Source organism: Pseudoxanthomonas sp. G3 (assembly GCF_057654715.1).
The window spans coordinates 3,162,840-3,187,030 of the sequence record NZ_CM172805.1; the positions used below are offsets into that span (position 1 = coordinate 3,162,840).

Consider the following 24,191-nt stretch of genomic DNA (forward strand, 5'->3'; position numbering starts at 1 on the left):
AATAGCTTCCGTATGCTCACGCGCACGCTGCTCGCTGCGGCCTTCACGGCCGGCATGGCATCCAGTGCCGCCGCGCAGTCGACCCGCGAACTGGACGCCGCCCTGCTGCAGATGTCGGAGCGCGGCGACCTCGAGGACACCGGCAGCCCGCAGGTAATCCAAAAGCCCGCCCAAGTCCGCTATGAACTGGGCGCAGTCATTGATGTGCGCTCTGCGCAGCGATCGGGACTTCCCGTGCTCGCGCTGACGCCTGACGGACCCGCAGCGCGTCTCGGGCTGAAAGTCGGCGACAGGCTGATTGCCTTGAATGGCGTGCGGCTGGATGGTGCGTCGCCGCCCGCGCCGTTGCTGGAACAGGGGATGCAACGTGGGGCGGGACGCGTCGTTGCGGACGTCCTGCGGGGCAGCACGCCCCTGAAGCTCAGTGGCGCGGCCGACGTGGTCGCCGTGCCGGCCTACCGCATCGAGATCGGCGCCGACGCCAAGGGCGCGTGCGGATTCGTGAGCGCGCGTGCGGGCGCCGTGCCCAAGAGCCGCGACGTCTATCGCGCCGACATCACCACGCTGGATGGGCGAAGCACCCCGCTTGAACCCGTCAATCGGCATCGGCTGGCGGTCGGTCGGCACGTACTGGTCGTGCGCGAGCTGATCGACACGAATCGCCTGAGTTCTGCGCAGTTGGTGCAGATAGACAAGATGAAGCGCTTCGCGATGGCAAAGGCTTACAAGCCGCTGGTGGTCGACATCAAGCCGAACACGAGCTACCGCATCGGTGCGCGCCTGCTGCGCGACAAGCTCGATACGCAGAGCCTGCGCGACAACGCCTACTGGGAACCCGTGGTGTGGGAGGAAGTCCCCGAGCGCTGCCCCTGACTCAAGCCGCGGGTGGCTTCCCGCTGCCCAGCGTCTGCCGCAGGAACGGCACGGTGATGCGGCGCTGCGCCGCCAGCGATGCGCGATCGAGGATGTCGAGCAATCCGACCAACGCGCCCAGGTCGCGCTGGGTGTGGGTCAGCAGCCAGTCCAGTGCGGGATCGTCCAGCACCAGGCCCCGCCGATGCGCGCGTTCGCGCAGGACATCGCGCCGCCCTTCATCGTCCAGCGGATCGAGCATCACGCGCAGGCACTGTTGTAGCCGCGATCGCAAGTCGGGCAAGACCAGACCGAGCGTGTCGGGGATACCGCGGGCGGTGTACAGCACGTTGAGTCCGCCCGCGCGCGCCCGGTTGTGGAACTCGAACAGGGCGACTTCGTCATCGCGCACGCCGGCGATGGCCTCGAGCCCGTCGAGCGCGATCACGTCGTAACCGTCCAGCGCCTCCAGCGCCTCGCGCGCTCGTCCTGCGGCCGCCGCCATCGGCAGATAGGCGGCACGCCGGCCCTGTTGTTCCGTCGCCGCGCACAGCGCCAGCGCCAGATGGGTCTTGCCGGTGCGCGACGCGCCCGCCACGTAGGTCCACGGCGCACCGGAGGCGTTCGCCAGCGCCTGCAGACTGGGCAACGCGCCCGCCGGCGGCCGCACGAAGGTTTCGAAGCGCTGGTCGGCGGGATAACGCAGCGCCAGGGGCAGCTGCGGCCCCACGTGCGTACCGCCCGGGGTGTGGCTCACGGCTCTTCGTTGCCCCGCTCGGATGCCTGTTCCAAGCTGCCCTTGTCGATATAGGAGTCCAGCAGGATCGCAGGCCGATCACCCGCATAGAGGCGACTCTGCGTATAGCGCTCATGCGCGAATCGCAGGAGCACGTTGGCGATCGCGGCGACGGGCAAGGCCAGCAGCATGCCGAGGAACCCGAACAACTGGCCGCCGGCCATGATGGCGAAGATCACCGCCACCGGATGCAGACCGATGCGGTCGCCGACGATGCGCGGCGTGAGCACGTAGCCTTCCAGCATCTGGCCGACCACGAACACGCCCAGCACCATCGCCACCAGCGACCAGTCGCCGCCGGATTGCACCAGCGCGGCGATCACGCCCAGCACGATGCCGGTCGCGGTGCCCAGGTAGGGCACGAAGCTGATCAGGCCGGCGATGATGCCGACCAGCAGGCCGACCTTCAGGCCCACCACCGACAGGCCGATCGCATAGATCGCACCCAGCGCCAGCATCACCAGGAACTGTCCGCGCAGGAAGGCGCCCAGGACTTCATTCGATTGCAGCGCCAGCCGGGTGACCGTGGCGATGTGATCGCGCGGCACCAGCGCGGCGATGCGCTCCACCAGCAGGTCCCAGTCGCGCAGGAAGTAGAACGTCAGGATTGGCAGCAGCACCAGGTTGGCGATCCACGCCATGACGGCGAAACCCGACCGCGAGAAGTAGCCGAACAGCGTCGCGGCGACGCCACCGGCTTGTTGCCAGTGCCCGCGCACCCATTCGGTCAGCCGGTCCGGGTCCAGCCAGGCGACCAGTTCGAGTCCCGTGCGGCGCTCGACCCATGGCAGCGCGGTCTGCACGAACCAGTCGCGGTACGCCGGCAGCGATTCGATCACCGTGACGACCTGGCGTTCGATCATCGGCACCAGGATCACCAGCGCGAGGACCAGCAACAGCAGCATCAGCGTGAAGACCAGCACCACGGCCGTCGTCCGCGAGCGGCCGGTGCGCTGCAGGCGGTCCACCCACGGGTCGCCCAGCCAGCCCAGCAGGGCCGCACACACGAACGGCGTCAGCACCGGCGCCAGCAGCCAGATCAGCCAGCCCACGATCAGCGCGATGAACAGCCATTGCCAACGGCGGGCCAGAGTACCTACCGGCGTGGAGGAAAGATCCATGCAGCGTCCTTGTGTCAGCGCATCTGGTAGGCCGGCGGCTCGCCTTCGCCACCGGTGAAGGGAGCCTCGTCGCCCATGGTGCGGCGGAAGCCGGCCAGGCCCGAGACCAGTTCCAGGTCCAGCTCCAGCACGTCGCCGCTGGCGCGCACGGGGGTGATCCGGCGGACCACCGCCATCTTCTGCAGGTGACCGGTCAGGCGCAGGTAGTCGTCCGTGCTGCGGACACCGGTGAACAGCACGCGGTAGGTGCCCGCCGGACCGGCGGTGCCACGCTTGCCGTAGCGCTTCACCAGCGCGTCAGCGGTACCGTCGGCGCCGGAGGCCATCGCACGGCGCGCATCGGCGTCGCTCACCGACCACTTCGCCAGCACCTTGCCAGCGTCGACAAAGACCCAGTCGGCCGTCCAGCCGCCCTTGTCGCGGTAGAGCTTGCCGACCAGTTGCATCGGCGGGCTGTAGCGCGACGACGCGCGGGCGACGGCAGCGGTGTCCTGCCGCCAGATGGCGCCGACCAATGCCTGCTCGGCCGCGCCGCCAGCCGGCAGGCCGAGGCTGTAGCCGCGCTCGTTGGCGCGATTGAGCAGCGGACGCGCGGCATTGGACTGCGGCAGGCCCACCAGGCGCGGACCGCTGCCGTCGTTGATCGCCAGCCAGACCACCGGCTTGGGACGCGGCTGCGGCCAGATCGGCAGGCCAAGCGCCCCGGCCAGGCCGTTGACCTGGTCTTCGTCGAAACGCACCACCAGCGTAGTGCGGAAGGTGGGTGCGCCGGTTGGCGACGTGCCCTGGTCCTGGCGGTAGTCGTAGCCGTCGACGTAATCCTTGGCGTTGCGCAGCTCAGCGCCCACGCCCGGGCGCGACATCACGCCGCGATCGCCCGACAGCTTGCCGAGCACGCTGCCCAGCGCGCGCGCGAAGCCGCCCTGGCGCTCGGCCTCGCCCTGCCCATTCACCGGAACTTCCGCTTGGTAGAGGCCGCGCGCCGACACCGCGTCACCTTCCGTGCGCAGGCCGGACTGGGCCTGCACGGCGGGCGTCGTGGTCAATGCCGCCCACAACAGGGCGGCGGCGAGGGCGAAACCAGGAATCCGGCGCATCGAGCGTCCTTGAGCTCTTCTGACCCCTCGAATTGTTGCCCGAATGGCCTGCCCTCGCCAACGCCGGCCGTTCAGGCCAGCCGATTCCACCGGCGATTCCTTTAAAATCACGCCTCTTGCCCCGCCGAAGAACGCCCGTGACCCAGCCGACGACGCCTGCTCCCACCCCGATGACCTATCGCGACGCGGGTGTCGACATCGACGCCGGCAACGCGCTGGTCGAGCGCATCAAGCCGCTGGTCAAGCGCAGCTTCCGCCCCGAGGTGATGGGCGGCTTGGGAGGTTTCGGCGCGCTGTTCGACCTGTCCGGCAAGTACCGCGAGCCGGTGCTGGTCTCGGGGACCGACGGCGTGGGCACCAAGCTGAAGCTGGCCCAGCAGCTGGGCCGCCACGACACGATCGGCATCGACCTGGTCGCCATGTGCGTCAACGACGTGCTGGTGCAGGGCGCCGAGCCGCTGTTCTTCCTCGACTACTTCGCCACCGGCAAGCTCGACCTTGACACCACGGTGGCGGTGGTCGGCGGCATCGCCCGTGGCTGCGAGCTCTCCGGTTGCGCGCTGATCGGTGGTGAAACCGCCGAAATGCCCGACATGTACGGCCCCGGCGAATACGACCTCGCCGGCTTCTGCGTGGCGGCGGTGGAGAAGTCGCGCCTGCTGGACGGCGGCAAGGTCCGCGCCGGCGACGTGCTCGTCGGCATCGCGTCCAGCGGCCCGCATTCCAACGGCTATTCGCTCGTCCGCCGCATCTACGATCGTGCCGGCCGCCCGGCCGATATCGACGTCGGCGGCGTGAAGCTGGCCGATGCGCTGATGGCGCCGACCACGCTGTACGTGAAGCCGGTGCTGGAGCTGTTGCAGGCCCACGACCTGCACGGCATGGCGCACATCACCGGCGGCGGCCTGACCGAGAACATCATCCGCGTCGTCCCCGACGGCCTGGGCCTGGAGATCGACGCGAGCGCGTGGACGCTGCCGCCGGTGTTCGACTGGCTGCAGCGCGAAGGTGCGGTCGAGGACAGCGAAATGTGGCGCACCTTCAACTGCGGCATCGGCTTCGTGCTGGTGGTCGCGCCGGACCAGCTGCCCGCCGTGCAGGCGGACTTGGCGCGTCTGCAGCTGGCCCACTGGCAGATCGGCCAGGTGGTGCCGGCCACGGGCGGCGAGCGCGTCCGCATCGGCTGAGCCGCGCGATGCCGCGCGTCAAGGAGATCGCCTTCGGGCTGGCGCTGGCCGTGTTCGCGGCCAGTTGGATCGCGCCGCGCTGGCCCCTCGAGCAGGCGATGCACAGCAGCCTGACCGTCGTGGGCCTGGCCTGGCTGTGGTGGCACGACCGGCGCTGGCCCTTGCGGCCGCTGCACTTCGTGCTGATCTGCGCGTTCATCGTGGCGCACTGCGTCGGCGCACGCTGGCTGTATTCCTACGTGCCTTACGACGCCTGGCTGCAGGCCGCGATCGGGTGGTCGCCTGCGGAGGCGTTCGGTTGGCACCGCAACCACTTCGACCGCTTCATCCACCTGATGTACGGCGTGTGTTTCGCACCGGCCGTGTGGCACTGGCTGCGCCAGCGCTGGCCAGGACTGGCGATGGGTCATGCGTTCGCCATCGCGATGATGCTGATCATGTGCAGTAGCCTGGTCTACGAGTGGCTGGAATGGGGCATCGCGCTGACGATGTCGCCGGACGCCGCCGAGTCCTACAACGGCCAGCAGGGCGACGTGTGGGACGCCCATGCCGACATGCTGCTTGCCACCCTCGGCGCGCTCGCGACGTGGCCGCTCGCGCGCCTCGAACGCACGCAGGTGGCGCCGTGACAGCACGCATCGCCGTGCTGGCCTCCGGCCGGGGCAGCAACCTGCAGGCGATCCTACGGGCCATCGAAGCGGGCACATTGGAGGCAGAGGTCGTAGGCGTGTTTTCCGACCGTCCGACTGCGCCGGCGCTGCGCCTCGTGCCGCCCGCAGCACGCTGGAGCGCGAAACCGGCCCGTTTCCCCAACCGCGCGGACTACGAGGCGGCACTCGCCGATGCGGTCGCCGCCGGTCGGCCCGACTGGGTCGTCTGCGCCGGCTACATGCGCATCCTGGGCGAAGCCTTCATCGCCCGTTTCCGCGGCCGGCTGCTGAACATCCACCCCTCGCTGCTGCCCAAGTACCGCGGTCTGGACACCCACGCCCGCGCGCTGGAAGCCGGCGACACCGAACACGGCGCCAGCGTCCATTTCGTCGTCCCTGAACTCGATGCCGGCGCAGTCATCGGTCAGGTCCGCATCCCCATCACGGCGGACGACACGCCCGAAACCCTTGCCGCGCGCTTGCTGCCGCGCGAACACGCCCTGCTGGTCGCCGCCCTGCGCCTGGCCGTGGCGGGCGAGCTAGCTGAACAGGGGGACACGGCGTACCGTCATGGTCAGGCGCTATTAAATCCCCTGTCTCTAGATTCAGCCGACCGTTTGGTTCCCTGACGCTTCGCCTCCCCCGGATGTCCTTCAACCTACGCCTCCCGATGCTTGGCCTGCTCCTGGCCGGACTGGCAGCGCCCGCCCTGGCGCTGGAGCCGTTCGTGGCCAGCTACCAGGCCTTCAACGAGGGCAAGCTGGCCGGCAGCGCCAGCATGAAGGTGGCGCCGCGTGGCGGAGCGCAGTGGCAGATTGACCTCAACGTGAAGGGCACGCGCGGCTTTGCCCGCCTCGCGGGATTGAACATCGAACAGAGCACCGTCTTCGACGTGGAAGGCGACCTGTTCCGCCCGCGCAGCCAGGCCACCGTCCGGCATGCGCTGCTGATGGGCAAGAAGATGGTCGGCACCTACGACTGGAGTAACCGCACCGCGCAGTGGCAGGGCGACATCAAGAAGAACCGCAAGGCTCCTCTCCCGTTGCAGGCCGGCGATCTGAGCGCGCTGTTGATGAACCTCGCCGTCATCCGCGACGCCGCGCCGGGTCGCCAGCTCAGCTACCGCGTGGTCGACAACGGTCGCATCCGCGAATATGCCTACGCCGTATCCGCCGAACCGGAGACGGTCCAGGTGGATGATCTGAGCTACAGTGCCCTGCGCGTGAGCCGCACCAACGGCGGCAACGACGAAACGATTTTCTGGGTCGCCGATGGCGTCCCTACCCCCGTGCGCATCCTGCAGCGGGAAGACGGTCAGGACGGCATCGATCTGCGCCTGGTCGAATACCAAGGAGTGCCCTGAGCATGACGAAAAACGCCTTCCACCCCCCGCGCATGCTGCTGGCGGTCGCCCTGTTCGGCGCGGCCACCGCGCCCGCGCTCGCTGTCGAAGCCTTCACCGCGCAGTACAACGCCAGCGCCCTCGGCATGGTGGGCGAAGGCCAGATGGTCGTCGCGCCGCAGCCGGGCAACCGCTGGCAGTACACGCTGACCGTGCGCAACCAGGCGGTCGATCTCAGCCAGAAGACCGTGTTCGACGAGCAGGACGGCCGCATGCGCCCGTTGAACAGCAGCGACAGCTCGCGCCTGCTGATCAAGAAGAAGAACGTCAACACCACCTACGATTGGTCCAAGGCGCAGGCGACCTGGACGGGCGATATCAAGCCCGATCGTGCCGGCCCGGTGAAACTGCAGGCGGGCGACATGGACGCGCTGCTGGTCAACCTGGCCATCGTGCGCGATGTGGCCGCCGGCAAGCCGCTGACCTACCGCATGGTCGAGAACGGCCGCGCTAAGCCGATGACCTATCAGGTCGCCGGCAAGGAGCGCATCACCGTGGGCGGCAAGGCGCAGGACGCCACCAAGGTCGTGCGCACCGACGGCGACAAGCAGACCATCGTGTGGGTGGTGGCCGACGCGCCCGTGCCCGCGCGTATCCTGCAGCGCGAGAACGGCCAGGACACCATCGACCTCACGCTGAAATCCTGGCGCTGAGCATCACGTTGCCGCAAAGAAAAAGCCCGGCGATGCCGGGCTTTTTCATTCCTTGGCCTCTGCCTCGGCCTGGAACACCGTCTTGCAATCCATCCGGATCGTGCCGGCCCCGCTGCGCCAGGCGAAGGTATTGCACTGCCGGTTACCGTCCTGCTTCTGCTCGACGACCACCGAAAAGATCGCCTGCGCGATTTCACCCTGCGTCACCGTGCCATCGCCGTTCCAGTCCATGTCCTGGGTGGTGATGCCATGGGTGGCGGCCGAGCCGGTGTAGTGCAGCCAGGCCACCAGCGCCAGCAGCGCGACGACGATGCCGAGCAGGATCTTGCGCCGCAACGGGAACCGCGGGCGGATCCCCGACAGTTTCGGGTCGTGCCGGCTCACGACACGCGCCTGATCTTCGCGCCCAATCCTCCGAGCTTCTCTTCGATGTTCTCGTAACCACGGTCGAGGTGGTAGATGCGGTCGATGGTGGTTTCGCCCTCCGCCACCAGGCCCGCGAGGATAAGCGAGGCCGATGCGCGCAGGTCCGTGGCCATCACCGGCGCGCCGCCCAGCCGCTCCACACCGCGCACGATGGCCGTGTGGCCCTCGACGCGGATGTCGGCGCCCAGGCGCAGCAACTCGTTGACGTGCATGAAACGGTTTTCGAAGATCGTCTCGTTGATCACGCCCACGCCGTCCGCCACGCAGTTGAGCGCCATGAACTGCGCCTGCATGTCGGTGGGGAACGCCGGGTAAGGCGCGGTCGTCAGGCTGATCGCCTTCGGACGCTTGCCCTGCATGTCGAGGGTGATGCTGTCGGTGGTGGTTTCGATCTTCGCGCCGGCTTCGGTCAGCTTGTCGAGCACCGCTTCCAGCGTATCGGGCCGCGCGTTGCGCGCGGTCACCTTGCCGCCAGTCATCGCGCCCGCCACCAGGAAGGTGCCGGTTTCGATGCGGTCCGGCACCACGGAATGGCGTCCGCCACCCAGGCGCTCGACGCCATGGATGACGATACGCGACGTGCCCGCACCCTCGATCTTCGCGCCGAGCGCATTGAGGCATTCGGCCAGGTCGGTCACTTCCGGCTCCATCGCGGCGTTTTCCAGCACCGTGGTGCCTTCGGCCAGCGTGGCGGCGGCCATGACGTTCTCGGTGCCGGTCACGGTGACCATGTCGAACACGAAGCGTGCACCCTTCAGGCGTGCGGCGCGCGCCTTGATGTAGCCGTTCTCGACGGTGATTTCAGCACCCAGCGCCTGCAGGCCCTTGATGTGCTGATCGACCGGACGCGATCCGATCGCGCAACCGCCCGGCAACGACACCACCGCCGCTCCGTGGCGTGCCACCAGCGGGCCCAGCACGAGGATCGAAGCGCGCATAGTCTTGACCAGCTCGTACGGCGCGACGAAACGGCTGACGGTGGTCGGGTCGACGGTGATGCCGCGGCCCTTTGCCAGCGTGCCCTCGTCGATCGTGATGCCCGCGCCCAGCTCGCCCAGCAGCTTCACGGTGGTCACCACGTCGTGCAGGTGCGGCACGTTGGTGATCTCCACCGGCGCATCGGCCAGCAGGGTCGCGCACAGGATGGGGAGCACGGCGTTCTTGGCGCCGGAGATGGTGACTTCGCCGTTGAGCGTGTTGCCACCGGTGACGATGATCTTCTGCATGGGAATCCGGGATGAGGAATGCGGATGTAGGACGGAGTCCGGGACGCGTCAGCGCGCGTTGCCGGCTTCGTCAGGGGTGACGGTCTTGAGTTGCAGCGCATGGATCGCGCCGCCCATCAGGTCGCCCAGCGTGGCGTAGACCATGCGGTGGCGGGCCAACGGCAGCTTGCCGCGGAACGCCTCGGCCACCACGGTGGCCTCGAAATGGACGCCATCGTCGCCTTGGACCTCAGCGTGGGCGCCCGGCAGGCCGGATTCGATGAGTTTACGGATGGTTTCGGCGTCCACCGGGCTTTCCTAATAAAATACCCGGCCATTCTAACCGTCGGTGCCCCGTCCGTATGTCCCAGCCGAACCCCCTGCCCCGCTCCGACTCGCCCGCCAGCCTGGCGGCCAGCGGACGTCGGGTCATCGAGATCGAGGCGCGCGCACTGGGCGCGCTGGCGGCCCGCATCGACGGTACGTTCTCGGCCGCCTGCCAGGCGATCCTGGCCGGCCAGGGCCGCGTGGTGTGCACCGGCATGGGCAAGTCCGGCCATGTGGCGCGCAAGATCGCTGCGACGCTAGCGTCCACCGGGACGCCCGCGTTCTACGTGCATCCGGGCGAAGCCGGGCATGGCGACCTGGGCATGATCACCGACGCAGACGTGGTGCTGGCCCTGTCGTATTCCGGCGAGTCCGATGAAGTGCTGATGCTGCTGCCGGTGCTGAAGCGCCAGGGCAATACCGTCATCGCCATGACCGGCCGGCCGCAGTCGACGCTGGCGCGGGAAAGCGACCTGCACCTGGACGTCAGTGTCCCGGCCGAAGCCTGCCCGCTCGACCTCGCCCCCACCAGCAGCACCACTGCCTCGCTGGCGATGGGCGATGCGCTGGCCGTGGCGCTGCTCGATGCCCGCGGCTTCACCGCCGACGACTTCGCCCGCTCGCATCCGGCCGGCAGCCTCGGCCGCCGCCTGCTGCTGCACATCACCGACGTGATGCACGCCGGCGACGACGTGCCGCGCGTGGACGTGGGCGCGACCCTCAGCGAAGCGCTGGTCGAAATGAGCCGCAAGCGCCTGGGCATGACCGCCGTGGTCGATGCGGATGGCCGCCTGGCGGGGCTGTTCACCGACGGCGACCTGCGCCGTACGCTCGACAACCCGGACCTGGACCTGCGCCATGCGCGCATCGCCGATGTGATGACGCGCCAGCCCAAGACCATCGGCGCCGACCAGCTGGCGGCAGAGGCCGCCCGCCTGATGGAAACCCACAAGATCAGCGGCCTGCTGGTCGTGGACGATGAACAACGGCCCGTCGGCGCGCTCAACATTCACGACTTGTTGCGCGCCCGCGTGGTGTAACCCCTATCCGTTCCGGTGGCCGGCTTGCCGCGCCGTCCTCCCCACCCCATCCTGTGCCCATGCCCCTGCGCCATCTCCACGACCTGACCGACGATGTGCTGGCCCGCGCCACGCGCATCCGGCTGGCGTGCTTCGACGTGGACGGGACGCTGACCGATGGCCGCATCTTCCTGGACAGCGAAGGTCGCGAGCAGAAGGCATTCCACGTGCAGGATGGCCAAGGCCTGGTCCTGCTGAAGCGGGCCGGCATCGAGGTCGCCTTCATCACCGCGCGTGGCGGCACCGTCGCCGTGGCTCGCGGGCGCGAGCTGGGCGTGCAGGTCTTCACCGGCACCCAGGACAAGCTGGCGAAGGTGCGCGAGCTGTGCGCGACGCTGGCCATCGGGCTGGACGAGGTGGCCTTCATGGGCGACGACCTGCCGGACGTGCCGCCCTTCGATGCCGTGGGCCTGGCCATCGCGCCGGCGGATGCGCATCCCTGGACCGCCCGCCGCGCGCACTGGCGGACGCGGCGCCCCGCCGGCCTGGGCGCCGCCCGCGAGGCCTGCGACCTGCTGCTGGGCGCGCAGGGCCACGCACCGGTCTTCGAAGGGGGCATGGCATGAGCTGGCGCGCCATCCTGGGTCTGGTCCTGCTGCTGGCCGCCGTCGTCAGCGGCTGGTCGGCGTGGAAGAACCGCGACATCCCGCCGCCGAGCCGCGTGCTGGCCGACCGTTCCGATTATGTGATGCGCGACTTCGAGATGATCGCGCTCAACGGCGAGGGCAAGGAAGCGGTGGCCGTCCGTGCGCCGCTGATGACCCGCGACCCGCGCGACGAGACCTACACGATCACCACGCCGCTGTTCCTGCTCCCCGAGGAAGAAGGCCGTTCGTGGGAGCTTCGTTCGAAGACTGGCTGGTTGAGCGCCAAGGGCGAGGAGCTGCGCTTGCGCGGCGACGTGCACGGCACCTCGCCGGCGGGCAGCGCGCGCAAGGCCGATTTCCGTACGGCGTCCCTGAACGTCTTCCCCAACCGGGACCTGGCCCAGACCGATGATGTGGTGACGGTCACCCAGCCCGGCTCTAGACTGACCGGGCGTGGTTTCGAGACCAATCTCAAGACCAAGGCCTACGAATTCAAATCCCAGGTGAAATCCATCTATGAACCGCGTTCTGCTCGCTAGCGCCGCACTGCTGCTCCTGCTGCCTGCCGCAGGCGCGGCGGCCAAGTCCACGGACCGCAACCAGGCCATGGAAATCGATGCCGGCGGCCAGTCCGGCAACCTCGAAGGCGACGGCAAGACCGTGCTGTCAGGTGGCGTGGTGGTGACCCAGGGTTCGCTTGAAATCCGCTCGAGCGCCGCCGAGATCTACATGACCGGCGGCGAGATCTCCCGCTCGGTATTCACCGGCAAGCAGGTCAAGATGAAGCAGCAGATGGACAACGGCAGCTGGATGGATGCACAAGCCGACCGTGTCGAATACGACATGAAGACCGAGACCATCACCTTCATCGGCAACTACACCGTGAAGTCGGACCGCGGTTCCAACAGCGGGCAACGCATGGTCTACAACACCAAGACCGGCAACGTGCAGGCCGGTGGCGACGGTTCGCGCATCCGCACCGTGATTCCTCCGAAGTCCGCCACGCCGGCTCAGGGCAAGAACTGATGCTGATCGCGAAGGGACTGCGCAAGCGCTACAAGCAACGCGAGGTCGTGGCCGACTTCGGCCTGACCCTGCAGCCCGGCGAAGTGGTCGGCGTGCTCGGCCCGAACGGCGCCGGCAAGACGACGTGCTTCTACATGATCGTGGGCCTGGTCGCCGCCGATGCCGGCACCATCGAACTCGACGGCAAGGACATCACCGCCGAGCCGATGTATCGCCGCGCCAAACTCGGCGTGGGCTACCTGCCGCAGGAACCGTCGGTATTCCGCAAGCTGTCGGTGGCCGACAACATCCGCCTGGTGCTGGAACTGCGCGAGGACCTGGACGCGGCCGGCATCGAGCGCGAACTGACCTCGCTGCTTGACGAACTGCAGATCACCCACGTGTCCGACCAGCTGGGCGCCAGCCTCTCCGGCGGCGAGCGCCGGCGCGTCGAAATCGCCCGTGCGCTGGCGGCCCGTCCGCGCCTGATGCTGCTGGACGAACCCTTCGCCGGCGTGGACCCGATCTCGGTCGGCGAGATCCAGCGCATCGTGAAACACCTCAAGGATCGCGGCATCGGCGTCCTCATCACCGACCACAACGTGCGCGAAACCTTGGGAATCTGCGACCGGGCGTATATCCTCAATGCCGGTAGCGTTCTGGCGCAGGGGGCCCCGGACGCATTGCTGGCCAATCCGGACGTGCGCCGGGTGTATCTGGGCGAAACCTTCCGCCTGTGATCCCCGTCGGCGGCCGCTGGCCGCCACCACGGGTTTCCAAGGTCGGGAATGAAGCCACGCCTTCAGACATCGCTGGGACAGCATCTGGTCATGACGCCGCAGTTGCGTCAGGCCATCCGCCTGTTGCAGATGTCCACGACCGAACTCGAAGTCGAGCTCAGCGAGGCTGTCGAGACCAATCCCCTCCTCGACTGGGCCGAACCCGAGCAGGAGTCCGCCGCGCCCGCCGGCGGCGACGACGCGCCGCCCGCCGAACGCACCCCTAGCGAAGACGGCAACGGCGAAGGCGGCGAAGCACCCGACGACTGGTCCCCCGACGACGGCCCCTGGACCTCGTCCGGGGGCGGCGGCTCCTTCGACGACGACGAAAACGGCAGCCCGGCCGAACGCGTGGTCGAGGCCGACACCCTGCACGGCCACCTGCTGTGGCAGCTGCACCTGTCGCACCTGTCCCCGCGCGATCGCACGATCGGCGCGGCGTTGATCGACGCGCTGGAAGAAGACGGTTACCTGCGCGAGCCGCTGTCCGGCATCGCCGAAACGCTGCGCCCCGAGATTGAGGCGGCGGAAGACGACATCCTGGTCGTGCTGCACCAGGTGCAGCGTTTCGACCCGGTCGGTGTGGCCGCGCGCTCGCTCGGCGAATGCCTTCAGCTGCAACTCTCGGTACTGAGCGACGACACCCCGGGCAAGGTCCTGGCGATGCGGATCGCCGAGACCGCGCTGGAGCGCCTTCCGCGCAGCGGCGTGGCCGGTATCGCCCAGGAGATGAAGCGGCCCGTGGCCGAGGTCGAGGAAGCCGTGCAGCTGTTGCGCACGCTCGACCCCAAGCCGGGCGCGCAGGTCGGCGACCTGTCGCACGACACCTACGTGGTGCCCGACTGCGTGGTGTGGCGCCAGCGTGGCGTGTGGCGGGCGGCGCTGGCCGGCAATACTCTGCCGCGCATCACGATCCATCGCGGTTACGAGCAGATGATCCGCCAGTGCGGCGACAGCGATGCCGGCTACCTCAAGGCGCAGTTGCAGGAAGCGCGCTGGTTGCTGAAGAGCGTCGAGGCACGCGGTGAGACGCTGCTCAAGGTGATGCGCTGCCTGCTGCACCAGCAGGCGGGGTTCCTCGAGTTCGGCGAACAGGCGTTGCGCCCGCTCACCCTGCGCGACGTGGCCGAAGACGTCGGCCTGCACGAGTCCACCGTCTCGCGCGCCATCGCGCGCAAGTACGTGCGCACGCCGCGCGGCACGCTGCCGATGCGCGCATTCTTCGCCTCCGGCATCGACACCGACGGCGGCGGCGAGGCGTCCAGCACGGCGATCCAGGCCATGATCCGCCGCCTGGTGGACGCCGAAAACCCGCGCAAGCCGCTGTCCGACGCGAAGCTGGCCGACCTGCTCAAGGCCTCCGGCATCCCGGTGGCGCGCCGCACCGTGGCCAAGTACCGCGAAGCCATGAACATCCTGTCTTCACACGAGCGCGTGCGCATCGCCTGAACCGTCGAGCGGCGCAGATCATTTCGTGACCGGTTCCCGTTCGCGAAAACACTTTCCTAACACCTCTCCGACCGCCGGCAAAAAAAGCACGCGGACGGTTGATAGTTGCCGCCGACGGGTCCATCTTGTGCCTGAAGGCACTGCCTTCCATCGACCCCGAAAAGGAGGATTTGCAGGAACCCCAGACACCGTTGCGTTGTCATTCCTCATGACACGCGTTCCGCGCGCCCGCGCGGCTCTACAGACCCGAAGGAGGCACACATGCGTATCGAGACTTACGGCCATGAAATCGAAGTCACTCCCGCCCTGCGCGAATATGTCGAGACCAAGCTGAAGCGGCTGGAACGCCACTTCGATCAACCCTTCGAAGTCCGTACGCAACTGGGCACCCGCAAACCCGATTACCTGGCCGAAGCCACGATCAATGTCGCCGGCCGCACCCTGCACGCCGATGCCGGCGCGCAGACCATGTACGCCGCCATCGATGTCCTGGCCGACAAGCTCGATCGCCTGCTGGTGAAGCACAAAGAAAAACGCGCCGACGTCCAGCGCACCACCCCGCGCGGCGAACTGATCGGCTGATCCTGGGTGCGGCCATGGCCGCACGCGTTCCGGGCCGCTCCGCGATGGAGCGGCCCGTGCGGTCGCGAAGGCCGCACCGGCCCTTTACACTGGCAACCGCCGCTTCCGCCCATGCCGGCCCCAGGCTCGTCCTGGGTGTCCGCGCGCGAACCGGCGCCCTCTTCCTGCCGGCCGCCTCCGCATGATGAATACCAGCATCACCGCCCGCGAATTGTTCGACCATCAGAAGGACAAGCTGAGCCTGCGCTGGTTGGCCGGCCAGAAAGGCGAGAAGCGGGTGCTGGAAGCCGGCGACACGCTGTCGCGGCGACCGTCGCTGGCGGGGTATCTCAACGCCGTATATCCAAACAAGGTGCAAATCCTCGGCACCGAAGAATTGACCTGGCTCGACTCGCTGGACTCCCGCCAACGTTGGGAAACCATCGAGAAGATCGTCCAGGCCAAGCCGCTGGCGCTGGTCATCAGCAAGAACCAGTCCTGCCCCGAGGACCTGCGCGAAGCCGCCAACGAGAACGACACGCCGCTCTGGGTTTCGCCCAAGCGCGGCCACGAACTGCTCAACCACATCTCCTACCACTTGGCGCGCACGCTGGCGCCGCGAGTCACGCTGCACGGCGTCTTCATGGAGATCTATTCGATCGGCGTGCTGATCACGGGTGAGGCGGGCTCGGGCAAGAGCGAGTTGGCGCTGGAACTGCTCAGCCGCGGTCATCGCCTGGTCGCCGACGACGCACCGGAGTTCACCCAGATCGCGCCCGACGTGCTGGACGGCACCTGCCCCGAACTGCTGCAGGACCTGTTGGAAGTACGCGGCCTGGGCGTGCTCAACGTGCGCGAGATGTTCGGCGACACTGCGGTGAAGAAGAACAAGTACCTGCGCCTCATCGTCCATCTCACGCGTCCGATGACCGAGCCCAACCCGCACGGCTACGAACGGCTGACCGGCGACTCCGGCACCCGCCACGTGCTGGACCTCGATGTGCCGCTGATCACCCTGCCGGTGATGCCCGGCCGCAACCTCGCCGTCCTCACGGAAGCGGCGACGCGCCTGCACATCCTGCGTACCAAGGGCATCGACCCCGCCGCGATGTTCATCGCGCGCCACAGCAACCTGCTCGAGCGCAGTACACCATGACCGACCTGCCCGCCGCGCCCGCCGACACGGTCCACGAGGACAACGGCACGCCGGTCCCGATGGCGCCGACGGTCGTCATCGTCAGTGGCCTGTCCGGCTCGGGGAAGTCGGTCGCGCTGAAGACCTTCGAGGACCTGGACTACTACTGCGTCGACAACCTGCCGGTGGACCTGCTGCCGTCGTTCGTGCGCAGCCTGATGCGCGAGGACGAGCTGCCGCCGAAGATCGCCGTCGGCATCGACGTGCGCAGCCGCCAAAGCGACCTCACCCGGCTGGCGCAATGGCGCGCCGCTCTGGCGCAACTCGGACTGGAAGGCCGGCTGATCTTCTTCGACGCCAGCGACGAGGTCCTGCTGCGGCGCTATTCCGACACCCGCCGCCGCCATCCGCTGGGCCATGGCGGCCTGTCGTTGCAGGAATCCATCCGGCAGGAACGCGCCATCATCGAGCCGTTGCGCGCCGAAGCCGACGTCATCATCGACACCAGCCAGCTCAACGTGCACCAGCTGCGGCGCAGGATCATCGCCGAGTTCGCGTTCAACAAGAGCGCGCAGTTGTCGCTGCTGTTCGAATCCTTCGCCTACAAGCGCGGCGTGCCGGCCGATGCCGACTTCGTCTTCGACGCGCGCGTGCTGCCCAATCCGCACTGGAACCCGGAATTGCGACCGTACGCCGGACGCGACCCGAAGGTGCGGACGTTCCTGGACGCCCAGCCGGAAGTCGCCGAATACGTCGGCCAGGTGAGCGGCTTCCTGGACACCTGGCTGCCCCGCCTGCGCGGCGAGACCCGCAGTTACGTGACCATCGCCTTCGGCTGCACCGGCGGCAAACATCGCTCCGTGTACCTGGCCGAAACGCTCGCCCGCCACGCGCGCGAGCAGGGCTGGGAGGAAGTCGCCACCTTCCACCGCGAACTGGATTGATCCCGGATTCCGTAGAGCCGCGCTTGCTCGGCTGGCGCCGTCCGAAGCCCCGGACAGAAGGACTGCGGAGCAAGCTCCGCGCTACGCGGCCAATCCACGGATAGCTGAGACCCTGACCGTTCCATCCGCGCCGCTTCCAGCGTGTCATGCCGGTCTGTTAACGTTCCTGCATGGCCTGTGGCATTCTTCTTGTGACTCATCCGGGCGTGGGTGCGGCGATCCTCGCCGTCGCCACCGCGCTGTTGCGGCAACTGCCCCTGAAGGCGGAGGCCTTCGAGGTGCCGTTCGACGCCGACCTGGAGGCGCTGCTTCCGCAGGCGTCCGCCGCGCTGCGGCGCGTGGACGACGGCGACGGCGTGCTGGTGCTGACCGACCTGTACGGGGCCAGCCCCAGCAACTTGGCGGGCAAGCTCGCCCGCCTGGGCACGCCGGTCCGGCGCGTTTCGGCGCTGAGCCTGCCGATGCTGCTTCGGGTGATGAACTATTCGGAACAGGGACTGGACGACCTGCCGGCGACCGCCGCCGCCGGCGCACGCAATGGAGTCATTCACGACGATGCTTGAGCGCGAACTCACTATCTCCAACCGCCTAGGCCTGCATGCCCGTGCCACCGCCAAGCTCGTGCAGACGCTGGCCGGCTTCCGCTGCAACGCCACGCTGGCGGCCAAGGGCCGCGAAGTGAATGCCAAGAGCATTATGGGCGTCATGCTGCTGGCCGCTGGCCAGGGCACGCCGGTCATGGTCCGGATCGAAGGCGAGGACGAAGTCGCCGCGATGCAGGAAGTCGTCTCGCTGTTCGAGCGACGATTCGACGAGGACGCCTGATGCGGGCGCTGCTGCCGGGCCACGGAGCGTCGCGCGGCAGCGCGCTGGGACGTGCCCGGGTCAGGCTGCCGCACGTCCTGGAAGTTGCCGAGCAGCGCATCCGCCAGGACCAGATCGACGATGAGCTGGCGCGCCTGCACGAGGCCGTCGATGCCACCCGTCGCGAGATGCACAGCCTGCGGGCCCGCTTGCACGGCGCCCTGGCGAAGGAAGTCGGCGAATTCCTCGACCTGCACGCCCTGCTGCTGGACGATCCGGAGCTGCTGCATGGCCTGGACGAACTGATCCGCGCCGGCCGCTATACCGCCGATTACGCCCTGCGCCTGCAACGCGACCGCCTGGCCGCCGTGTTCGACGGCATGGACGACGCGTACCTCAAGAGCCGCATGGACGACCTCGACCATGTGATCGGACGCATCCACGCGCATCTGCACCAGCGCGCGGCGGAGACGCCCGGCGTGGCCGGCGAGATCCTGGTCAGCGACAACGTGGCGCCTTCGGAACTGGCCGAACTGCAGACCCAGGGCGTCGTGGCGGTGGTCACCGCCGCGGGCAGCACGCTGTCGCACAGCGCCATCCTCGCCCGCAGCCTGCACCTGCCACTGGTGGTGGGCAACGCGCAGGCGCTGCAGCGGATCAACGACGGCGACGTGCTGTTGGTGGACGGCAGCACCGGCGAAGTCGTGGTCAATCCCGATCCGGACGACCTGCGCCGTTACCGCGAACGGCTGCGCGATGCCGCCCGCGAGCAGCGCGAGCTCGGCCGCCTGCGCTCCAAGCCCAGCCGTACCCGCGACGGCGTGGACATCGCGCTGTGGGCCAATGCCGAATCGCTCGAAGACGTGTCCAACGCCCATGCCCTGGGCGCGGCTGGCGTCGGCCTGTACCGCACCGAGTTCCTGTTCCTCCAGCGCCGCGAGTTGCCCAGCGAGGACGAACAGTTCCACGTCTACCGCGACCTCGCACTCGGCATGAGTGGGCGCCCGGTGACGATCCGCACGCTGGACCTCGGCGCGGACAAGGCCGACCGCACCGGCTTGGCCGTAGGCGACGAAGACAATCCGGCACTCGGCGTGCGCGGCGTGCGCTTGTCGCTGGCCCATGCGGACGTCTTCGACACCCAGCTGCGCGCCATCCTCCGGGCCTCGGCCTACGGCCCGGTGCGGATCCTGGTGCCGATGGTCAGCGGCCGCGAGGAACTGCTGGAGGTCCGCCGGCGCATGCGCCGGGTGGCCTTGCAGCTGCGCAAGCAGGGCTACGCGATCGCCGAACACGTCGAGCTGGGCGCGATGATCGAAGTGCCAGCGGCTGCGATCGCGTTCCATGGTTTCGTCGATGTGGTGGACTTCGTGTCGATCGGCACCAACGACCTGGTCCAGTACCTGCTCGCGGCCGACCGCAACAACGAAGCGCTGGGCGAACTCTATTCGCCCCTGCACCCGGGCGTGCTGCGCCTGCTTCGCCACGTCATCAGCATCGGCGCCGAGCACAAGGTACCGGTGGCGATGTGCGGCGAGATCGCCGGCGACGCCACCCTCGCGCCGATGTTGCTGGCCTTGGGGCTGCGGGAGTTCAGCCTGCATCCGGCCACGTTGCTCGAGCTGCGCAAAGCCATTCGCGACAGCGACCTGTCGGACCTGCAGGCCCGAACGGCGAAACTGCTGCAGGCGCGCGACCGAGCGGGCATCGAACGCTGGCTCAAGGCCGCGACCGCAACCTGAGATGTCTGCTGTGGGAGCGACGTCCGTCGCGACCGACCACCGCGGGCGCCTCATCGCGACTGACGTCGCTCGCACACCCCACGCTTCGTTTCGGCCCTTCCTGCAGGGTGTCCATAAATCGCAACGCGGGCGATAATGGCGCCATGAACGCCTGATGCCCCGGTCGCATCCGCCTGACGGATCGGCCCCATTCCGGAGTACCGAATGGTCGAGACCATCCGCCACGACAAGACCGCACGCCAGCTGCGCCTGCTCTCCGACGCGCTCGACAGCGGTCGGCTGGGTCCCGTGCGCCGGCTGGTCAACACCTTGTCCCCCGCGGAAATCGGCAACCTGCTGGAATCGCTGCCGCCGGGCAAGCGCGAAGTGGTGTGGGGCCTGGTCGATCCCGAGGACGACGGCGAGGTGCTGGTGCACGTCGGCGACGAAGTGCGCGAAAGCCTGCTGGCGGACATGGACACCGACGAAATCGTCGCCGCGGTCGAGGACCTCGACATCGACGATCTCGCGGACCTGGTCGAAGACCTGCCCGACACCGTCATCGACGAAGTCCTCAAGTCGATGGACCGCGAGAACCGCGAACGCCTGGAGCAGGTGCTGTCGTACGCGGAGGACACCGCCGGCCGCTTGATGAACCCGGACGTGGTCACCGTGCGCGCCGACGTCAACGTCGACGTGGTGCTGCGCTACCTGCGCCTGCGCGGCGAACTGCCCGACCACACCGACCACCTTTACGTGGTCAGCCGTCGCCACCAGTACCTGGGCCGCGTGCCGTTGGCCGCGCTGGTCACGCACGAGGACACCACGCCCATCAACCGGTTGATCGACGACGAGCAGCCGGCGATCGACGTGGGCGAAAGCGCGCAGGAAGTGGCGCGCCAGTTCTCCGACCACGACTGGGTATCCGCGCCCGTCGTGGACGACAACAACATCCTGCTCGGCCGCATCACCATCGACGACGTGGTGGACATCATCCGCGAACAGGCCGAGCACCAGGCGCTGGGCGCCGCCGGTCTGGACGAGGACGAGGACTTGTTCTCGCCGGTCAAACGCGCCGTGCGCGGCCGCGTGGTGTGGCTGGGTATCAACCTGTTCACGGCGTTCATGGCCGCCAGTGTCATCGGCCAGTTCGAGGTGACGTTGGAGAAGATCGTCGCGCTGGCCGTGCTGATGCCCATCGTCGCCGGCATCGGCGGCAACGCGGCCGTGCAGGTGCTGACGCTGATGGTGCGCGGCCTGGCTCTGGGCCAGGTGGGCGCCAGCAATGCCCGCATCCTGCTCTGGAAGGAGATCCGCGTCGCGCTGATCAATGGGGTGCTCATCGGCAGCATCGTGGGCGTGATCGCCTTCGTCTGGTTCCGCAGCCCGCTGTTGTCACTGGTCATCGCGATGGCGCTGGTGCTGAACTTCTGCGCCGCCGCCACCGCAGGCGTGCTGTTGCCATTGCTGCTGAAGCGCATGAACATCGATCCTGCCGTCGCCGGCACCGTCGTCGTCACCGCGGTCACCGACGTGATGGGCTTCTTCTGTTTCCTCGGCCTGGCGACGCTGATTCTGCTGCACTGAGCCCATGGAGCGGCTCGGCAAGGTCAGCGAATGGAACGACGACCGCGGCTTCGGCTTCATCGTCCCGATCGGAGATGAGCGGGCACGCGTGTTCTTCCACGTCCGCGACTACCGGCTCGACGGTCGTCGTCCCGAAGTAGGCGAACTGGTGAAGTTCAGCGCGCTGCGCCAACCCGATGGCAAATGGCGCGCGACGGCGGTACGCCGGACCACGCCCGCCGCACGCGCCGCCCTGTCTGCGCCCCGTGCATCCACATCTGCCGCACCGCGACCCGAATCTGTATTTCCCGGCGCGGTGGCGACGCTCGCGTACACCGTACTCATCGCCTGGGCCGTCCGCAGCGGACGGCTGCCGTTCGAAGCGGTGTTTGTCGTGGGAGGACTGTCGGCGATCACCTTCGTGGCTTACGCCCTGGACAAACATGCCGCACAGACCGGTCGCTGGCGTACGCCGGAATCCACCCTGCACCTGCTCGAACTCGCCGGGGGCTGGCCCGGGGCCTGGCTCGGACAGCAGTGGCTGCGACACAAATCGCGCAAGCCGGCTTATCGCGCGACGTTTTGGGCGATGGTGGCGCTGCACGGCGGCGCGGTGGCGGCCTGGTGCTGGGGGAGCGCATAAGCCAGGCGACCGTTGCCTCGCGTGTGCGCTCGCGACAACCGGACGTTGTCCCGCGCGATCGCCGTGCGCGGCGCTTTCCTACAACATGCCCTGGGATGCACTGATCCCTGCGCTGCGCGCCACGCGCGAGGCTGGCCCTTCCTCGGCCTGGTTCGATCCGCATGCGCCTGCTGCTCAACGTCCTGCTATGCCTGCTGTCCTGGACCGCGCTCGCATCGCCCCCGTCGGCCCCGATGCTGGCCACGTCCTATCGGGACACGGTGGATGTCGGCGATTTCCTGGTCAGCGAAAAACTGGACGGCGTACGAGCCCGATGGGACGGCAAGCACCTGTGGACACGGGGCGGGATACGGATCGCTGTGCCGAACGGCTTCAGCCGCGGCTGGCCGCCGGAGCCCCTAGAGGGGGAACTGTGGATCGCGCGTCGCCGCTTCGACGAGATCAGCGCGCTGGTACGCCGCGTGGGCGGCGACCCGAAGGCATGGCGCGACGTGCGCTTCATGGCCTTCGATCTGCCTGCCCATCCGGGCCCCTTCTCGGCACGCTACGAACGCCTGCGCGTGCTCGTTGCCCAGGCGGGCAGCCCGCACCTGGCGGCGATCCGGCAACGGCGCTTCGATACGCACGCTGCACTCGACGCCGAGTTGGCCCGCGTGGTCGCCGCGGGCGGCGAGGGCCTCATGCTGCACCGGCGCAGTGCCCGCTACCGCACAGGACACAGCGACGACCTGATGAAGTACAAGCCGCATGAAGACGCGGAGGCGCAGGTGATCGCCCATCTGCCCGGTAAAGGGAAATATGCCGGCATGCTGGGCGCGCTGCAGGTGCGCATGCCGGACGGGCGCCGCTTTCGTCTAGGCACCGGCTTCACCGATGCCCAGCGAGCGGCGCCGCCGCCCGTGGGGGTATGGGTGACCTACCGCTACAGCGGCCACACCGCCAGCGGGCTGCCGCGCTTCGCCCGCTTCATGCGGATCCGCCATGAAGGAGCTCCGCCCGATACGGACCGCTGACGCGCGTGCGACACGACGGGGTATGCTGCCGCCGGTTACCTTCGGACCGCGACCCCCATGCGATTCCTCGCCACGGCCTGCCTCGGCCTGCTGCTCATCCTGATGACTGCCTGTACGACGACCGCGCCCATGAACCCGACCGGCGAATTCGTTTCCCGCGAGGTCGCGCTGAACGGCCAAACCTACCGTTACCAGGTGTTCGTACCGGCTGCGCGCTTCCGCAGCGGCAAGATGCCGGTGGTGCTGTTCCTCAACGGTTCCGGCGAGCGTGGCCGCGACGGCGTGAAGCAGACCATGGCCGGCCTGGGGCCCTACCTGCGCCAGCACGCCGATACGTTCCCGGGCGTGGTGGTGTTTCCGCAGGCGCCCGACGATACCGAGTGGACCGAAGACGCCGGCCCGATCGCCTTCGCCACGCTGGATGCGGCGATGCGCGAGTTCGACGGCGACCCCGCCCGCGTCTACCTGACCGGCATGTCGATGGGCGGCTACGGCACCTGGGAGCTCGCGCTGCAGCAACCCACCCGCTTCGCCGCGCTGGTGCCGATCTGCGGTGGCGTCACCGTCGACTGGACCGATGCGCGGCCCGGCCTGCGCGCCCATACCGTCGCGCATGCGGCCGATCCGTTCGCGGCCACTGCGCAGCGGCTGAAGGATGTGCCGGTGTGGATTTTCCACGGCGGCAAGGACGACGTGGTCCCGCCGTCGCAGTCGCGCCGTATGGACGCCGCACTGAAGGCGGTCGGCGCACGCGATGCGCGTTACACCGAGTTCCCCGACGCCAACCACAACAGTTGGGATGCGACCTACGCCCATGCCCCGATGTGGGACTGGCTGTTCGCCCAGCGCCGGGGCCGCTGACGATGGCCGAACTGGTCGCGGACTATTTCGCCGATGGCTGGCGTGAGCGCTCGCTGGCCTGTCCTTGCGGCTGGGAAGGCGACAGCCGCGGCATGGCGATGGAACTGCACGACGCCGTCACCGATTACGCCTGTCCGAGCTGCGGCAACCTGCTGTTGATCGTCAGCCACCCGGACCTGGCCCAGGTGCAGCGGGCCGCCGCCGCGGGCAACGCAGAGGCGGTCGCCCAGCTGGCCATCGTCGAAGAAGCCCTCGCCCGCTTTCCGCCCGCGGCCGACTGAGCCCGGCCCGCCGTCACGCTTCGGCCGTCACGTCCGGACCGGCCTCC

29 protein-coding genes are annotated in these 24,191 nt (G+C 68.4%); 23 read left to right on the top strand and 6 right to left on the bottom strand.

Annotated features, from left to right (window positions below):
• Window positions 1-12 precede the first annotated feature (12 nt).
• The gene (locus tag AC23D6_RS15175) at window positions 13-873 is read left to right on the top strand and encodes a PDZ domain-containing protein (protein WP_487750051.1); all 861 of its coding nucleotides are present in this window, start codon (window positions 13-15) and stop codon (window positions 871-873) included.
• 1 nt (window position 874) lies between these two features.
• Here AC23D6_RS15175 and hda read toward each other — a convergent pair whose 3' ends face one another.
• Genes hda through AC23D6_RS15190 form a run of 3 tightly spaced genes read right to left on the bottom strand, consistent with a single transcriptional unit; the run spans window position 875 to window position 3,866 of the window.
• On the bottom strand, window positions 875-1,609 hold the full coding sequence (gene hda, locus AC23D6_RS15180) for a DnaA regulatory inactivator Hda (RefSeq protein ID WP_487750052.1): 735 nt from the start codon (window positions 1,607-1,609) through the stop codon (window positions 875-877).
• Window positions 1,606-2,769 carry an AI-2E family transporter gene (locus AC23D6_RS15185; RefSeq protein WP_487750053.1) on the bottom strand — a complete coding sequence of 388 codons (1,164 nt, stop codon included), beginning with the start codon at window positions 2,767-2,769 and terminating at the stop codon, window positions 1,606-1,608. The genes hda and AC23D6_RS15185 overlap by 4 nt, the downstream gene beginning before the upstream one ends.
• Before the next feature lie 14 nt (window positions 2,770-2,783).
• Window positions 2,784-3,866: a DUF2066 domain-containing protein gene (locus tag AC23D6_RS15190; RefSeq protein ID WP_487750054.1), complete on the bottom strand. Its 1,083-nt coding sequence runs from the start codon at window positions 3,864-3,866 to the stop codon at window positions 2,784-2,786.
• A 32-nt stretch (window positions 3,867-3,898) separates the two neighbouring features.
• On the opposite strand from AC23D6_RS15190, the gene purM reads away from it, so the two are divergent.
• Genes purM through AC23D6_RS15215 form a run of 5 tightly spaced genes read left to right on the top strand, consistent with a single transcriptional unit; the run spans window position 3,899 to window position 7,758 of the window.
• The gene (gene purM / locus AC23D6_RS15195; RefSeq protein ID WP_487750055.1) at window positions 3,899-5,053 is read left to right on the top strand and encodes a phosphoribosylformylglycinamidine cyclo-ligase; all 1,155 of its coding nucleotides are present in this window, start codon (window positions 3,899-3,901) and stop codon (window positions 5,051-5,053) included.
• 8 nt (window positions 5,054-5,061) lie between these two features.
• The gene (locus tag AC23D6_RS15200; RefSeq protein WP_487750056.1) at window positions 5,062-5,682 is read left to right on the top strand and encodes a DUF2238 domain-containing protein; all 621 of its coding nucleotides are present in this window, start codon (window positions 5,062-5,064) and stop codon (window positions 5,680-5,682) included.
• Entirely contained in the window at window positions 5,679-6,332 is a 654-nt protein-coding gene (purN, locus tag AC23D6_RS15205) for a phosphoribosylglycinamide formyltransferase (protein WP_487750057.1), read from the top strand. The genes AC23D6_RS15200 and purN overlap by 4 nt, the downstream gene beginning before the upstream one ends.
• A 41-nt stretch (window positions 6,333-6,373) precedes the next feature.
• The gene (locus tag AC23D6_RS15210) at window positions 6,374-7,066 is read left to right on the top strand and encodes a DUF3108 domain-containing protein (protein ID WP_487750058.1); all 693 of its coding nucleotides are present in this window, start codon (window positions 6,374-6,376) and stop codon (window positions 7,064-7,066) included.
• A gap of 2 nt (window positions 7,067-7,068) precedes the next feature.
• Entirely contained in the window at window positions 7,069-7,758 is a 690-nt protein-coding gene (locus tag AC23D6_RS15215; RefSeq protein ID WP_487750059.1) for a DUF3108 domain-containing protein, read from the top strand.
• A gap of 45 nt (window positions 7,759-7,803) precedes the next feature.
• Here the strand turns inward: AC23D6_RS15215 and AC23D6_RS15220 are convergent, their stop codons facing one another.
• The 3 genes from AC23D6_RS15220 to AC23D6_RS15230 are packed head-to-tail and all read right to left on the bottom strand — an operon-like array spanning window position 7,804 to window position 9,698.
• Window positions 7,804-8,142, bottom strand: coding sequence for an EF-hand domain-containing protein (locus AC23D6_RS15220; protein WP_487750060.1), 339 nt, complete (start codon window positions 8,140-8,142; stop codon window positions 7,804-7,806).
• Entirely contained in the window at window positions 8,139-9,410 is a 1,272-nt protein-coding gene (gene murA, locus AC23D6_RS15225; protein ID WP_487750061.1) for a UDP-N-acetylglucosamine 1-carboxyvinyltransferase, read from the bottom strand. The genes AC23D6_RS15220 and murA overlap by 4 nt, the downstream gene beginning before the upstream one ends.
• Before the next feature lie 48 nt (window positions 9,411-9,458).
• Window positions 9,459-9,698: a BolA family protein gene (locus AC23D6_RS15230; RefSeq protein WP_487750062.1), complete on the bottom strand. Its 240-nt coding sequence runs from the start codon at window positions 9,696-9,698 to the stop codon at window positions 9,459-9,461.
• Between the two features lie 53 nt (window positions 9,699-9,751).
• On the opposite strand from AC23D6_RS15230, the gene AC23D6_RS15235 reads away from it, so the two are divergent.
• From AC23D6_RS15235 to AC23D6_RS15315, 17 genes are all read left to right on the top strand, one after another.
• A complete protein-coding gene (locus AC23D6_RS15235; RefSeq protein WP_487750063.1) occupies window positions 9,752-10,756 on the top strand; it encodes a KpsF/GutQ family sugar-phosphate isomerase in 1,005 nt (334 codons plus the stop codon).
• Between the two features lie 59 nt (window positions 10,757-10,815).
• On the top strand, window positions 10,816-11,361 hold the full coding sequence (locus tag AC23D6_RS15240; protein ID WP_487750064.1) for a KdsC family phosphatase: 546 nt from the start codon (window positions 10,816-10,818) through the stop codon (window positions 11,359-11,361).
• Window positions 11,358-11,921, top strand: a complete 564-nt coding sequence (gene lptC, locus AC23D6_RS15245) for an LPS export ABC transporter periplasmic protein LptC (protein WP_487750065.1) — start codon at window positions 11,358-11,360, stop codon at window positions 11,919-11,921. The genes AC23D6_RS15240 and lptC overlap by 4 nt, the downstream gene beginning before the upstream one ends.
• Window positions 11,899-12,408: a lipopolysaccharide transport periplasmic protein LptA gene (lptA, locus tag AC23D6_RS15250; RefSeq protein ID WP_487750066.1), complete on the top strand. Its 510-nt coding sequence runs from the start codon at window positions 11,899-11,901 to the stop codon at window positions 12,406-12,408. The genes lptC and lptA overlap by 23 nt, the downstream gene beginning before the upstream one ends.
• Window positions 12,408-13,127 (top strand): LPS export ABC transporter ATP-binding protein, encoded by a 720-nt coding sequence (gene lptB / locus AC23D6_RS15255; protein WP_487750067.1) that lies wholly within the window; start codon window positions 12,408-12,410, stop codon window positions 13,125-13,127. The genes lptA and lptB overlap by 1 nt, the downstream gene beginning before the upstream one ends.
• A gap of 48 nt (window positions 13,128-13,175) precedes the next feature.
• Window positions 13,176-14,615: an RNA polymerase factor sigma-54 gene (locus tag AC23D6_RS15260; protein ID WP_487750068.1), complete on the top strand. Its 1,440-nt coding sequence runs from the start codon at window positions 13,176-13,178 to the stop codon at window positions 14,613-14,615.
• 261 nt (window positions 14,616-14,876) lie between these two features.
• A complete protein-coding gene (hpf, locus tag AC23D6_RS15265) occupies window positions 14,877-15,197 on the top strand; it encodes a ribosome hibernation-promoting factor, HPF/YfiA family (protein WP_487750069.1) in 321 nt (106 codons plus the stop codon).
• A gap of 184 nt (window positions 15,198-15,381) precedes the next feature.
• Window positions 15,382-16,332 carry an HPr(Ser) kinase/phosphatase gene (gene hprK / locus AC23D6_RS15270; RefSeq protein ID WP_487752651.1) on the top strand — a complete coding sequence of 317 codons (951 nt, stop codon included), beginning with the start codon at window positions 15,382-15,384 and terminating at the stop codon, window positions 16,330-16,332.
• 59 nt (window positions 16,333-16,391) lie between these two features.
• Window positions 16,392-17,255 carry an RNase adapter RapZ gene (rapZ, locus tag AC23D6_RS15275; RefSeq protein ID WP_487752652.1) on the top strand — a complete coding sequence of 288 codons (864 nt, stop codon included), beginning with the start codon at window positions 16,392-16,394 and terminating at the stop codon, window positions 17,253-17,255.
• 170 nt (window positions 17,256-17,425) lie between these two features.
• The gene (locus AC23D6_RS15280; protein WP_487750070.1) at window positions 17,426-17,818 is read left to right on the top strand and encodes a PTS sugar transporter subunit IIA; all 393 of its coding nucleotides are present in this window, start codon (window positions 17,426-17,428) and stop codon (window positions 17,816-17,818) included.
• A complete protein-coding gene (locus AC23D6_RS15285) occupies window positions 17,811-18,080 on the top strand; it encodes an HPr family phosphocarrier protein (RefSeq protein WP_487752653.1) in 270 nt (89 codons plus the stop codon). The genes AC23D6_RS15280 and AC23D6_RS15285 overlap by 8 nt, the downstream gene beginning before the upstream one ends.
• Window positions 18,080-19,801 (top strand): phosphoenolpyruvate--protein phosphotransferase, encoded by a 1,722-nt coding sequence (ptsP, locus tag AC23D6_RS15290; RefSeq protein WP_487750071.1) that lies wholly within the window; start codon window positions 18,080-18,082, stop codon window positions 19,799-19,801. Before AC23D6_RS15285 ends, ptsP begins: the two co-directional genes overlap by 1 nt.
• 204 nt (window positions 19,802-20,005) lie before the next feature.
• Window positions 20,006-21,367: a magnesium transporter gene (gene mgtE / locus AC23D6_RS15295; RefSeq protein ID WP_487750072.1), complete on the top strand. Its 1,362-nt coding sequence runs from the start codon at window positions 20,006-20,008 to the stop codon at window positions 21,365-21,367.
• 4 nt (window positions 21,368-21,371) lie between these two features.
• Window positions 21,372-21,989, top strand: coding sequence for a DUF1294 domain-containing protein (locus AC23D6_RS15300; RefSeq protein WP_487750073.1), 618 nt, complete (start codon window positions 21,372-21,374; stop codon window positions 21,987-21,989).
• Window positions 21,990-22,150: 161 nt separating this feature from the next.
• On the top strand, window positions 22,151-23,002 hold the full coding sequence (locus AC23D6_RS15305; RefSeq protein WP_487750074.1) for a DNA ligase: 852 nt from the start codon (window positions 22,151-22,153) through the stop codon (window positions 23,000-23,002).
• 57 nt (window positions 23,003-23,059) lie between these two features.
• Window positions 23,060-23,863, top strand: coding sequence for a carboxylesterase family protein (locus AC23D6_RS15310; RefSeq protein ID WP_487750075.1), 804 nt, complete (start codon window positions 23,060-23,062; stop codon window positions 23,861-23,863).
• Window positions 23,864-23,865: 2 nt separating this feature from the next.
• Window positions 23,866-24,144, top strand: coding sequence for a hypothetical protein (locus AC23D6_RS15315; protein ID WP_487750076.1), 279 nt, complete (start codon window positions 23,866-23,868; stop codon window positions 24,142-24,144).
• Window positions 24,145-24,191: the final 47 nt, after the last annotated feature.